This is a genomic window from Pseudomonas sp. R28(2017) (assembly GCF_002112505.1).
Lineage (GTDB): Bacteria > Pseudomonadota > Gammaproteobacteria > Pseudomonadales > Pseudomonadaceae > Aquipseudomonas.
Genome location: NZ_NEHW01000004.1, coordinates 97,241 through 110,144, shown reverse-complemented (window position 1 = coordinate 110,144; position 12,904 = coordinate 97,241). Strand labels below are relative to the sequence as shown.

Annotated in this window: 11 protein-coding genes; 3 read left to right on the top strand and 8 right to left on the bottom strand. The window is 63.5% G+C overall.

The genetic code is table 11. The features are described from left to right. Positions 1 to 41: 41 nt before the first annotated feature. The 5 genes from CAF78_RS08540 to CAF78_RS08520 form a co-directional block, all read right to left on the bottom strand. Positions 42 to 1,082: a YhcG family protein gene (locus CAF78_RS08540; protein ID WP_085675025.1), complete on the bottom strand. Its 1,041-nt coding sequence runs from the start codon at positions 1,080 to 1,082 to the stop codon at positions 42 to 44. A gap of 181 nt (positions 1,083 to 1,263) precedes the next feature. Further along, positions 1,264 to 2,124 carry an HlyD family secretion protein gene (locus CAF78_RS08535; protein ID WP_085675024.1) on the bottom strand — a complete coding sequence of 287 codons (861 nt, stop codon included), beginning with the start codon at positions 2,122 to 2,124 and terminating at the stop codon, positions 1,264 to 1,266. A 10-nt stretch (positions 2,125 to 2,134) separates the two neighbouring features. Then, positions 2,135 to 2,335, bottom strand: coding sequence for a DUF1656 domain-containing protein (locus CAF78_RS08530; protein WP_085675286.1), 201 nt, complete (start codon positions 2,333 to 2,335; stop codon positions 2,135 to 2,137). A 4-nt stretch (positions 2,336 to 2,339) separates the two neighbouring features. Then, a complete protein-coding gene (locus CAF78_RS08525) occupies positions 2,340 to 4,517 on the bottom strand; it encodes an FUSC family protein (protein WP_085675023.1) in 2,178 nt (725 codons plus the stop codon). After that, on the bottom strand, positions 4,514 to 6,043 hold the full coding sequence (locus tag CAF78_RS08520) for an efflux transporter outer membrane subunit (protein WP_085675022.1): 1,530 nt from the start codon (positions 6,041 to 6,043) through the stop codon (positions 4,514 to 4,516). Before CAF78_RS08520 ends, CAF78_RS08525 begins: the two co-directional genes overlap by 4 nt. A 180-nt stretch (positions 6,044 to 6,223) precedes the next feature. On the opposite strand from CAF78_RS08520, the gene CAF78_RS08515 reads away from it, so the two are divergent. Both CAF78_RS08515 and CAF78_RS08510 read left to right on the top strand, forming a co-directional pair. Continuing rightward, positions 6,224 to 7,171 carry a LysR family transcriptional regulator gene (locus CAF78_RS08515; RefSeq protein ID WP_085675021.1) on the top strand — a complete coding sequence of 316 codons (948 nt, stop codon included), beginning with the start codon at positions 6,224 to 6,226 and terminating at the stop codon, positions 7,169 to 7,171. Between the two features lie 80 nt (positions 7,172 to 7,251). Further along, positions 7,252 to 8,226, top strand: coding sequence for a D-glycerate dehydrogenase (locus CAF78_RS08510; RefSeq protein ID WP_085675020.1), 975 nt, complete (start codon positions 7,252 to 7,254; stop codon positions 8,224 to 8,226). Positions 8,227 to 8,357: 131 nt separating this feature from the next. On the opposite strand, the gene CAF78_RS08505 is transcribed toward CAF78_RS08510, so the two are convergent. The 3 genes from CAF78_RS08505 to CAF78_RS08495 all read right to left on the bottom strand — a co-directional run bounded on the left by CAF78_RS08505 (position 8,358) and on the right by CAF78_RS08495 (position 11,836). After that, positions 8,358 to 9,296, bottom strand: a complete 939-nt coding sequence (locus CAF78_RS08505) for a glycosyltransferase family 2 protein (protein ID WP_085675019.1) — start codon at positions 9,294 to 9,296, stop codon at positions 8,358 to 8,360. 61 nt (positions 9,297 to 9,357) lie between these two features. Continuing rightward, positions 9,358 to 10,851 carry a glucosyltransferase domain-containing protein gene (locus tag CAF78_RS08500; RefSeq protein WP_085675018.1) on the bottom strand — a complete coding sequence of 498 codons (1,494 nt, stop codon included), beginning with the start codon at positions 10,849 to 10,851 and terminating at the stop codon, positions 9,358 to 9,360. Between the two features lie 91 nt (positions 10,852 to 10,942). Beyond that, complete coding sequence (locus CAF78_RS08495) at positions 10,943 to 11,836, bottom strand: DMT family transporter (protein ID WP_085675017.1); 894 nt, start codon at positions 11,834 to 11,836, stop codon at positions 10,943 to 10,945. Between the two features lie 183 nt (positions 11,837 to 12,019). On the opposite strand from CAF78_RS08495, the gene CAF78_RS08490 reads away from it, so the two are divergent. After that, positions 12,020 to 12,895 (top strand): helix-turn-helix domain-containing protein, encoded by an 876-nt coding sequence (locus CAF78_RS08490; RefSeq protein ID WP_085675016.1) that lies wholly within the window; start codon positions 12,020 to 12,022, stop codon positions 12,893 to 12,895. Positions 12,896 to 12,904: the final 9 nt, after the last annotated feature.

Sequence of the window (12,904 nt, the reverse complement as noted above, 5' to 3'; positions counted from 1 at the left end):
GCTCTACAGCTAGCAGCATCCACATCGGCGAAGAGTGAGGTTCAATCTCGACGGCTAGCCAGCTCCCGCTCGATCTGCTCGATACTGGGCAAGCTTGTCTGCAGCTCTTCGGGCAAGGCATCGATCAATTGAAATTCAGCTACACCAATCGGCTGAGTCTTGTCACGTAAAGCGTACTCGGCGACCACCTTGTTTTTACCTTTGCAGAGCAGCAGGCCAATCGTGGGATTGTCTTGCTCTAGCTTCATTTGAAGGTCAACTGCCGTGAGGTAGAAGCTCAGTTGGCCCAGATGCTCCGGCTTGAACTTCTCGGTTTTCAACTCTATGACCACATAGCAGCGGAGTTTCAGGTGATAGAACAGGAGGTCGATATAAAAGTCATCGCCTCCGACTTCCACATGTACTTGGCGCCCAACGAAGGCAAAACCTGCCCCCAGCTCAAGCAGGAACTGAGTGATGTGCTCTACCAGCGCAGTCTCAATCTCTCGCTCACTGGCTTCCTGAGTTACATTCAGGAAGTCGAACAGGTAAGGATCCTTGAGAAACTGACCAGCAAGATCAGTGCCTGGGGATTGTAATCGCGCCGAAAAATTGGAGGTGGCATTGCCTTCCCTCTCCAACAATCTGGACTCAATGTGCATTTGCAAGGTTGATCGAGACCACCCGCAGTCCGATGCCCGCGCCGCATACGCAAGCCTCTCGTCCGGCTTTTTAAGCTTCGTCAGCAACACCAGGTTATGCCCCCAAGGCAATTGTCCAACAGCTTGTTGGACAATTGCCTCATCTGGCCAAGCTTCAGCAAACGCTCGCATATACATCAGATTGGCTCGAGAGAAACCCTTCATCGCTGGAAAGGCGGTTTTCAGGTCATGCGCCAGCCGCTCAATGACCTTGGCTCCCCAACCTTGAGCGGCTTGACGTTCGACGATATCCCGCCCAAGACGCCAATAAAGCCCTACCAGTTCCCGATTCACGGCAAGGCTGGCCTTTTGCTGGGCTTTATGAATACGGACTTTCAGATCAGCTAGCCAGTCACTGTAACCCTGGGGTGTATCGATCAGGGCTAAGGGTTTTTCAGGCATGGGGAGATTTCCTCGAACAGGGGACGGATTGCTTTCGTGGCGTCCCAGACTGCTCTCCTGGAAATGCAGCGCCAATAGCCGTCCCCCCTCGATTCGTCCTGGATTCAAGTAGGCTGTTTCCTAAAACCTCTCCGAGCCCCTGTAACAACTAATGTATTCACAGCATGTCGTGTGATCAGCTTCATTCCTCGCCCGGCTTCACCACCACCGTACAGGTCGTCCCCGCCGCCAACAGGAACCCGTCCGGCACTTCATCGATATGAATCCGCACCGGCACCCGCTGTGCCAGGCGAACCCAGTTGAACGTCGGGTTCACGTCGGCGATCAGCTCGCGGCTCTGCGGGTTGTCGCGGTCGTAGATGCCGCGGGCGATGCTCTCCACATGCCCCTTGATGCGCTCGCCGCTCATCATCTGCAGTTCGGCCTGGTCGCCGACCTTCACATGCGGCAACTTGGTCTCCTCGAAGAAGCCGTACACCCAGAAGGAGTTCTCGTCGACCACCGCCATCACCGCTTCACCGGTACGCGCATAATCGCCCTTGTGGATGTTGAGGTTGGTCACGTAGCCGTCAACCGTGGCGACGATATGGGTGCGCTTGAGGTTCAGCTCGGCCGCCGCCAGTTCAGCCTGGGCCTGCTGGTAGTCGGCCAGGGCGGAGTTGGCGATGTTGCTGGCGTCGTCACGGTTTTCCCTGGAGATCACCAGGTTGTCCATGTCGGCACGGCGCTTGGCGTTGACCTTGCGCATTTCCCAGGTGGCCTTGCGCGAGGCGACCAGGGCCTTGGCCTGGTCGACCGCCAGCTGGTAGTGCTCAGGGTCGATCTGGATCAGCAGGTCGCCCTTCTTCACCCGCTGGTTGTCCTTGACCGGCACATCCACCACATAGCCCGGCACGTCGGCGGCGACGTTGATGATGTCGGCACGCACGCGGCCGTCGCGGGTCCACGGCGTGGTCATGTAGTGCAACCACAACTGGCGACCGATCACCACGGCAGCGGCCAGCACCAGCAGGGTGGCGATCAGGCTGAAGAACTTTTTCATCGAAGGATTCTCACCAGTAGAGCGGCAGCGCCAGGGCGCCGAACAGGCAGACGAACAGGCTCAGGCGCAGCAGCGCCGGGTGCCAGAAGAAGCGGTAGCCATCATGACTGGCGATGAACCGGTCCAGGCCCCAGGCCAGGCCCAGGGCGAACAGGAACATCAGGGTCATGGTGGGCATGTACACGCCATGGAAGGCGATTTCACGGGGCATGCTTTCACGGAGCATCGTGCGATCCTTTCGCCGGTGCCAGCGGCGACTGTGGGTCCAGCAGGGAAGAACGGATGAAGTGCAGGTAGCTCTGCGCACGGCGCAGCACCGAGGTGTCGAAGTGCCGGGCGAAGGGTTCGTCAGTGGCCTGCACGCGCGCGATGGCGTGGTCCACCGCGACCAGGGCGCGTTCATGGTTGCTGGCGCTGGGCTGCAGGAACAGGCGGGCCAGGGCGCGGCCCATGACACGAATGGCCTGGCGCCATGGCTGCGACTCGGCGTAGGCCGGGTGGACCGGGGCCCGGGCCTGTTCCTTGCGCAGCTCGATGATGGCGTGGCCGATCTCCAGCACGGTGAACATCCAGCCCATCAGTTGGCTTTGTACCTGCGGCTTGCCGGCAGCCAGGCCATAGGCCTGGTGCAACAGGTCGCGGGTGCGGCTTTCGAAGGCCGAACCGAGGCCGCGCAGACGGCCGCTGATGGCGAACAGCACCTGCCCGCGCAGCTCCTGCTCCAGGCGGCTCCACAACCAGCGGCTGTTGGGCGGCAGGATGATCGCCCCGGCCGCGGCACAGACGAACATGCCGATGACCATGCCGATGTAGTCGTTGATGAAGCTGTACGGGTCGTAGACGGTCAGGTTGTTCGGCACCGAGCCGATGGCGAAGAACACCAGCAGCCCAATACCGTAACCAGCGTAGGCCGGCCGCGACGACAGGAAGGCACCGAGTACGAACACCGGCGCCAGGACCATGCACAGCAGAGGGAAGCCATCGATCCAGGGGAACACGAAGAAGGTTTCGAAGAAGCCGATGAACGCACCGATCGCCGTGCCACAGGCCATCTGGAACGACATGCGCTTGGGGTTCGGCGAAGCAGCTGAGAGGCCCACGGTGACGGTGGCGATCAGGGTCATCATGGCGCCGCTGGGCCAGTCGCTCATCAGCCAGTAGCTGCCCAGCAGCAACAGCACCGCCGAGGCCCGCACCCCGGCGGCCAGCGACACCAGCCAGCTGGTCTGCGCCACATAGGGCTCATCCCACTGCTCACGCTCATGGGTGTGCGCGGCCAGCGAGGCGTGGGTTTCGGCGTAGCTGTACATCTCGTCGACGAAGCGGTAGAGCAGCTCGAACGCCGTATGGAAATCGAGCAGGTCGGACTCACTCGGTTCGGTTGCCAGGTAGTCGGCACGCAGGCCGCGCACCTGCGCCTGCAGGCCTTCCTTGTAGGCCGCCAGCTCCAAGGTCAGGCGCAGCGCATCGGCGTCGGTCAGCGCCCGGCCCACATAGGGCTGCAGCAGCGCCACCAAGGTGTTCAGGCCTGGCTCGATGGCGCTGACGATCTGCAGCGGGCCGCGGGCGCGCAGGCGCTCCAGCAAACGGTGCAGGGCGTTGAAGCGCGTGGTGATGGCCATGAACTCGCTGTTCATACGCACCAGGCGGCCAGAGCGGCGACGCATGTGCGGGTCTTCGAAGGCGGTGACGTTGCGCAGGCTCTCCAGCCCCACCGCTTCGGCGACGAAGCGCACGTTGCTGGTTTCGAATCGGTCGCGCTGGCTATCGCCGCGCAAGGCTTCCACCACCACCCCGGCAAATACCCCGAAGCGCTGGTACAAGGCGTTGCGCATGGCGGCACTGGCCGACTGCGGCAGGATCGCGGCACTGACGAAGGTCGACACCAGGATGCCCAGGGCAATTTCAAGGACCCGCCACACGGCCGCCATGAACGCCTGGTCCGGGTGCTGCAGCACGGGCAGGCCGATCATTGCCGCGGTGTAGCCGGCGAGGACGAAGCCATAGGCGCGGAAGGTGCGATAGCGCATGGCGCCGGCCGAGCACAGGCCGACCCACACCGCAAGGCTCGGCAGGAACAGTTCGGTGTTCTGCGGGAAGATCGCGATCAGCGCGACCATCATCGCCGAGCCGGCCAAGGTGCCGAGCACCCGGTAGAAACTCTTGGCGAACACATGGCCGCTCTGCGGCTGCATGACGATGAACACGGTGATCATCGCCGTGCGCGGTTGCGGCAGTTCCAGGCGCATGGCCAGCCACAGGGTGATGAAGGCTGCCGCCAGCACCTTGAAGATGTACACCCAGGTCACCCCGTCGGTGCGCGCCCAGGCAAAGAAGCCCCGGCGCCATTCCAGGCTCTGCAGCCAGCGCATGGGCAAACTGGAAGTGCTCATTCGGCGTTATCCGGCTTCGTGTCGAAAATGGCCAGGGTGGCCGGGGTTTTCGGCGCTGCCTGGCGTTCTTCCTTCGGCACGTCCTGGCCGGCCTGCAGGCCACCGCCCAGGGCGGTGACCAGTTCGGCATGGGCGACCAGGCGTGCAGCCTGCACCTGCTGCTGCACCTGCTGTTGGCGGAACAGCAAGGTCTGCGCATTGAGCACGTTGAGGTAGTCGGTCAGGCCGCGCTGGAAGGCCACCGTGGCGATGTCGTAGGTCTTCTGCGCAGCGGCCACCGACTCGGCGGCGAAGTGCGACTGCTCCTTCATCGATTCACGGCGAATCAGCTGATCGGAAATGTTCTTCAGCGCGCCGACCACGGTCTGGTTGTAGCGCGCCACGGCCACGTCATAACCCGCCGACGCCACGCCCAGCTGCGAGCGCAGGCGGCCACCGTCGAAGATCGGCAGGCTGATCGCCGGGCCGACGTTGTAGTTGAACTTGCGCCCGGTCAGGAATTCCAGCGGACCACCACCGGTGGCCATGAAGCCGAGGCTGCCGACCAGGTCGACATTGGGAAAGAAACCGGCATGGGCGACATCGATGCCACGGGCCTGGGCGGCGACCTGCCAGCGGCTCGCGACCACGTCCGGGCGCTGGCCGACCAGTTCGGCAGGCAGGTTCGAAGGGAGTTTCAGAGGGGCCGCAAGGGCCAGCGACGGCCGCTGCAACTGCGCGCCCTCCCCCGGGCCTTTACCGGCCAGCGCTGCCAGCTGGTTGCGGGTCAGGGCGATTGCTTCGTCGAGGCTGTCGAGCTGGCGATGGGTTTCAGGCAGCGGTGCCTCGGCCTGGCTGACCTCGAAATGGGTGCCGATGCCGCCGTCCAGGCGGCGCTTGGCCAGGGCCAGGATCTGTTCCTGTTGTTCCAGCTCGGCCTTGACAATATCGCGCTGGGCGAAATGCAGGCTCAGCTGAATGTAGGCACGCACCACGTTGTTCTGCAGCTCCAGCTGCGCCTGGCGGGCCTCGGCCACGCTCATGTGCGCCTGGTCCACCGCCTGCTCGCTGGCGTTGCGCTCACGCCCCCACAGGTCCAGCGCGTAGCTGAAGCCGATGGCGGCGTTGTTGTCCCAGGTATTGGCGCCCGACAGCGCGCCTGGGCCGTAGAACTGATCCTCGGGCCAGTTGTGCCGTTTGAGTGTTGCATCACCATTGACCTGGAGCTTTTCCGCCGACTCGACCACGCCGGCCATGGCCTTGGCTTCACGCACACGCGCCGCCGCCATGGCCAGGCTCGGGCTGCCGGCCACGGCCAGGGCGATCCAGCGGTCGAGTTGTGGGTCGCCATAGGCCTGCCACCAGCGCTGGTCAGGCCAGTGCGCGTCGCTGGCCGCTTCGCGAATGGCCGCGTCGGTGGTCAAGGTATTGGCTTGCAGGGTCTTGCTTTGCGGGGCGATACCCCAGGTTCCGATACAGCCGCTCAAGGTGAGACTAAGGGCACAGGCACTGAACACTTGAAGCGTTCTGATGATGCGACGCGGCACAGCTGCGATTTCCCGAGGAAGAGGTGGAGGGGCCGGGCAATTCTAGGGGGCCGCCGCACTGGCGATAAGCGCATATTCCTGCGAATCTTTGTTACCGAAACAGCGATAATCCGGCTTTGGTCGAACGCACATTCGCGTTACTTCGTGACACAATTTTGTCCTCTACCTTGAGAGTGACCCATGGACACCCTGCAAAACATGCGTGCTTTCAGTTGCGTAGCCCAGCTAGGCAGCTTTACTGCTGCGGCGGCGCAACTGGATACGACCACCGCGAACGTGTCGCGGGCGGTCTCCAACCTGGAAGCCCATCTGCAAACCCGGCTGCTCAACCGCACCACCCGGCGCATCGCCCTGACCGAGGCCGGCAAGCGTTACCTGATGCGCTGTGAACAGATCCTCACCTACGTCGAAGAAGCCGAAGCCGAAGCCAGCGACGCCCATGCCCGGCCAGCCGGGCAGCTGAAGGTGCATTCGATGACCGGGGTCGGCCAGCACTTCGTGGTCGATGCCATCGCCCGCTACCGCGAGTCGCACCCGGACGTGACCTTCGACCTGACCATGGCCAACCGCGTGCCCGACCTGCTCGACGAGGGCTACGACGTGTCCATCGTGCTGGCCACCGAACTGCCAGACTCCGGTTTCGTCTCGCAACGCCTGGGCATCACCTACAGCATTGTCTGCGCATCGCCCGAGTACGTGGCCAAGCACGGCTTTGCGCAAAAGCCGGTCGACCTGCTCAAGCACGCCTGCCTGCGCATGGTCAGCCCGGTGATCCCGCTGGAAAAATGGCTGTTCGACGGCCCCGAAGGCCAGGAGCTGGTGAACATCACCAGCTCGCCGTTCCAGGTCAACTCGGCGGATGCGATGAAGACCGCAATCCGCAGTGGCATGGGCATGGGCGTGTTGCCGATCTACTCGGTGATCGATGGCTTGCGCGACGGCAGCCTGGTCCGGGTGATGCCGGAGTACCGGCTGCAGGAGCTGAACCTGTATGCCATCTACCCATCGCGCCAGTACCTGGACGCCAAGATCAAGACCTGGGTCGAATACCTGCGCAACTCGTTGCCGGAAATTCTGGCGGCCCATGAAGCCGACCTGAAAACCCACGAGTTGCTGATCGCCAATTGAAAAAGCTGCTGCACGGCGGCGGTGGACAATGGTAGGTTGCTAACCAATCAACACCAGCCACCGCCCTGAGAAGTTGCCCGATGAAAAAGACCGTCCTGGCCTTCAGCCGCATCACCCCGGCCATGGCCGAGCGCCTGCAGCAAGACTTCAACGTGATCGTGCCGAACCCCAAGCTCGGCGACATCAGTGCCCAGTTCAACGAAGCGCTGCCCGAGGCCCACGGCCTGATCGGCGCTGGCCGCAAGCTCGGCCGTGCGCAGCTCGAAGGCGCGGGCAAGCTCGAAGTGGTGTCCAGCGTTTCGGTCGGCTATGACAACTACGACGTCGACTATTTCAACGAGCGCGGCATCGCCCTGACCAACACCCCCGACGTGCTCACCGAAAGCACCGCCGACCTGGGCTTCTCGCTGATCATGGGCTGCGCCCGCCGCACCGCCGAGCTGGACGCCTGGACCAAGGCCGGCCACTGGCAGGCCACGGTCGCCCCCTCGCACTTCGGTAGCGATGTGCATGGCAAGACCCTGGGTATCGTCGGTTTGGGCAATATCGGCGCCGCCATTGCCCGCCGTGGCCGCTTCGGCTTCAACATGTCGATCCTGTATGCCGGCAACAGCCGCAAGACAGCGCTGGAGCAGGAACTGGGCGCGCAGTACCGCAGCCTGGAGCAGCTGCTGGCCGAGTCCGACTTCGTTTGCCTGGTGGTGCCGCTGTCCGATGCCACGCGCAAGCTGATCGGCGCCCGTGAGTTGAAGCTGATGAAACCGAGTGCGTTCCTGATCAACATCGCCCGTGGCCCGGTGGTCGACGAGGCGGCGCTGATCGAGGCGCTGAAGAACGGCACTATTCGCGGCGCCGGCCTGGATGTGTACGAGAAGGAGCCGCTGAGCGAATCGCCGTTGTTCCAGCTGCCCAATGCGCTGACCTTGCCGCACATTGGCTCGGCCACCGCCGAGACCCGCGAGGCCATGGCCAATCGGGCGATGGAAAACCTGCGTGCGGCGCTGCTCGGCGAGCGGCCGCGGGATCTGGTGAATCCACAGGTGTGGAAAGGTTGAAAGTTCTCTAGCGCCTGTACCGGCCTTTTCGCGGGCGCGCCCGCTCCCACAGGTACCGCACAAGGCTCAAGCCTGTGGTGATCCTGTGGGAGCGGGCGTGCCCGCGAAGAGGCCAGTACTGACAACAGATCTTACCTAGGCTGACGCCGACGCCCCAGCACCTTGCGCACCACATACCGCGGCCGATGCTTGGTCTCCTGGTAGACCCGCCCGATGTACTCCCCCAATATCCCGATGCCGATCAACTGCACCCCGCCGAGGAACAGGATCGCCGTCATCATCGAAGGGTAGCCCGGCACATCATTGCCGTTCAGCATCTTGTCGACCAGCATGTACACCGCAAAGGCAAAGGCGAACAACGACACCCCAGCGCCCACGTAGCTCCATAGCCGCAACGGCACGGTGCTGAACGAGGTGATGCCGTCCAGTGCCAGGTTCCACAAACGCCAGAAGCTGAATTTGCTGTTGCCCGCCGCGCGCTCTGGCCGGTCGTATTCGACGATCGCGGTGCGAAAGCCCACCCACGACAGTACGCCCTTCATGAACAGCTGCTGCTCGGGCAACTGGCGGATCGCAGCCACCACCTTGCGGTCGAGCAGGCGGAAATCGCCGACGTTCTCTTCGATCTGGGTCGAGGCGATGCGATTGTGCAAGCGATAGTAGAAACGCGCGCTCCAACGCTTGAGCGGCGTGTCGGCGGCCCGGCTGCGACGCTTGGCCAGCACCACATCGGCGCCCTCTCGCCACAGTGCGATCATCTGCGCGATGACATTGACCGGGTCTTGCAGATCGACATCGATCGGCACCACGGCATCGCCTTCGGCATATTCGAGGCCGGCGAACAGCGCCGATTCCTTGCCGAAATTACGCGAAAAATTGACCACCGTGACCCACTCGTCCCGCGCCGCCAGCTCGGCGCAGATATCTTCGCTGGCATCGCTGCTGCCGTCGTTGACGAACAGGATCTCCACCGTCACGCCCTGTAGCGTCGGCTCGTTGCGTACCGCGTCATAGAAACGCTCCAGGTTGTCCTGTTCGTTGTACACCGGCACGATCAGGGTAATGTTCACGATCCCCTCCGCTTGAACACCACGGTGTGCGAAAAGCAGTAGCGGGCAAAATGATGCCAGGTCACTGGCCGTACCCCTCGGGCGGCTTGACCAGCACGTAGGCGTCGTCGCCGACCCGGTGGATGTCATAGAAGCGGTTCGACAGTTGCGGCGTGGGGCTGGCCGCGAGCACCTGCTGCCGATTCAGCGGTGGCGGCTGGTAGAACGTGTGCAGGTCGTCGATGCCCACGCGGGGCAGCATCTCTGGCAGCACCAGGTAGTTGTAGGCATGGATCCTGGCCATGGCGGGCATGGCCTGCAAGGTGCCGGCCGCCGCAGGAATCCAAGGCCGCTTCAGCCAGTAGCCGAGCACGTAGCAATGCTGGGCCGCGTCCAACGACAGCAGGTCATGGGCCAGCATCTGCGCGATGGACTGATGCAAGGTTTTCTGCAGCACCAGCACCCGCCCGTAAGCGAACGAGAACGACAGCATGAACAGCAAGGGCACAAACAGCGCCAGCAAACGCAGGCGTGGCCAACTGGCCAATGCTCGGTGGACCAGGACATTGAGCAGCACCAACAAGACGCCCAGCCCCATCAGTACCCGTACCGACTGCTCGAACTCCCTCAGCAGCAGGATAAAGCCAGGGACACACAGCACAACCAGCACAACCGCCATCAACCAGGCCGCCATCAAGCCCAACCGCTCGCCCGTAGCCGCCGGCCGTTGCCACACACGCTGCAGCTCACGCAGCCATGCCAGAGCGGCGCAGAGCAGCACAAGCGCGAACAGCCAGGCATTACCGGGTGTGATCAGCAAGCCTACGACCTCGGCCGTGGTCCGCAAGCGTGCCACCACCTCCGCCAGCCATCGCCCATCCAGCGGCAACATGCCAGCGCGCGTGGAGGTCACCAGCCAGGCACAGCTGGCGTAGTACAGCAAAACCCCCAGCACACACTGCCCCGCGCGCACCGCTGCCAACCGACAGACAACTGCGCCCCTGTCACCCTCGATCACTCGCCGCATCACCTCCAGCGCACAGAGCCCGGCAAACACGTTGACGCTGGGCTGATAGAGCGCAGCGCCAGCTGCCACCAGCAGCGCCCCGCACAACCCGCCGCGCAAGCCTTGGGTGCCCAGGGTGATGGCCCAGACAGCTGCTGCCATGGACAGCGCCATGCTCGCGCCGTCGTACTGGTAGGAAAGGTTCTGCAGGAAATACGGCTGGAACCACAATGGCAGCACCAGCAGCACGCTGCTCAAGGTCGGGAACTCGAACCAGCAGCGCAGCAAACGTGCCAGCGCGTGCCCGGTGACCACCACCGCCAGCAGCAGTGGCAACGGGTACAGGTTCACGGCGCCGGGGCTGAAACCGAGTGCGGCAAACATGACGACCATCAACGGCCGCCCTACGTCCATCCAGTCATTGCGCGCCAGATGCTCACGGGCAAGGTCGTCAAGAAACGGCATATCGGCCATGAGCAACGGCACGACATGCAGCAGCAACGCCGCGCAGCAGAGCAGCCACAGTCGTGCAGGCGTGAGTGGCTTGTCCCATGACGGCGGTGACGGCATCTCCTTTCCCCGGGTTAAGACCTCCCTGGAAAAGTCTAGCCAGCCGCCAACGCCCTACCTGGCATTTTTGTCAGTTGCCTGGCTGGCAGGCTTATGCTAATGCCGCAACCGGCTTGGGCCGTGGCTTGCGGAACACCAGCACATTCCCCGCCATCACCGCCACCAGGCCCAGCAGGGCTGGCGTCGTCCACTGATAGCCCTCGGCAAAGGCCGACACGTTCAGCGCCACCAGGGGGAACAGCACGGTGCAATAGGCCGCCCGCTCCGGCCCCATGCGCCCGACCAGGGTCAGGTAGGCGGTGAAGCCGATCACCGATCCTGGGATGACCAGGTACAACAGCGAGCCGATATAGCGGGTGTTCCATTCCATGGCGAAGGGAATGCCGCTGAGCAGGCAGTACAGCGCCAGCATCGATGCGCCGTAGACCATGCCCCAGGCATTGGTGGTCATGGGCCTGAGCCCGGCCTTCTGCTGCATGCTGGAAAGCATGTTGCCGGCCGAGAAGCACAGCGTGCCGAGCAGTGCCAGGCCCAGGCCGTACAGGGTTTCCCGGCTGGCCGTGTGGTGCGAAAGCTCGGGCCAGAACAGCAGGCCCAGGCCAAGCAAGCCAAGGGCACCGCCAGCCAGGACATTGCTGGCGATCTTCTGGCCGAAGAAGATCCGGGCATTGAGGGCATTCCACAAAGTCGCGGTCGAGAACACCACGGCGATCAGGCCACTGGCAACCCACTGACTGGCGGTGAGGAAGCACATGAAGTTGACACAGAACAGGCAAAAGCCCTGCGCCACGCAGATCAGGTGGCCGCGCCGGCCCATCGGTTGCAGGCGGCGGGTGAGCAGCAGCATGGCGAACAGGATCAGGCCGGCCAGGGCGAAGCGATAGACGATCGACACCGGGATGGCGACCACGCCCAGTTGCAGTTTAAGGGCGATCCAGGTGGTCCCCCAGATCAGGACGGTGAGCAGGTACAGAAACAGGTTCATGGCGGCGGTTCCTTGGGCATGTCGATAGCGGTGCCTGGCTTTTCGCGGGCAAGCCCGCTCCCACAGGGATCACCAGTGTTCTGCCGATTGGCCTCTCCCTGCTTGCACAAACTTGCGCTTTTCCTGCCCGGGTAGCTGTCAGCGGCATGCAGGCGCAGTACGATGAGCCCCAGAGGACTCACCATGACCCCACTCACCCAGTTGCAAGTGTTCAACGCCATGCACGCCTCGCCACACGCCCGGCTGGAGCTGAGCGCGCACCTGGGCGACGGGCTGGCGGCAGCGTTGTGGAGCAACCGCGACGACGCCCGCGACTACCAGGCGCCGAGCCATCACACGCTGTCGTGCTACATCGCCGACGGCACCGGCACCTTCCGCCGCCAGCGCCCGGCCGACAAGGGCGCGCCGGACAAGTTGTGCATCATGCCGGCAGGGCACGAGTCGAACTGGGTGGTGAACGGTGCGATTCGCCTCGCCCACCTGTACATCAGCGAGGCGCAATTTGCCCTGGGCTGCGTGCGCCTGCTCGACCGTGAGCCACGCGAACTGCAGCTGCAGGAGGCGACCTTCCTCGATGACCCGCAGCAATCCGTGCGCTTTCGCCAGTTGATCACCCTCGACTGGGATGAGCCCGCCGAACGGTTGCTGGCCAGCAGCCTGGCCCACGAGATCGTCGACCATGCCGTGCTCAGCCAGGTTGGCCTGCGCCAGGGGTTGCGCCTGAAAGGCGGGCTGGCGCCGAGCCTGCGTCGGCAACTGGTGGAGTATGTCGAGGCACACCTCGACCAGCCGATCACCCTGGGCGAGTTGGCCCTGCGCTGCAACCTGTCCGAATACCACTTTGCGCGGATGTTCCGCACCAGTTTCGGCCTGCCGCCCCACCAGTACCTGCTGGCACGACGGCTGCACCGGGCTTGCCAGTTGTTGCGCCTGGGCGATCTGCCGTTAGGTCAGGTGGCACTGTTGTGTGGGTTCGCCAGTGCCAGCCACTTCAGCAACCGCTTTCGCCAGGCGCTGGGGGCAACGCCTGGCGAGTACCGTTCGGCCGTGAGCACGTGAAACTGGGGC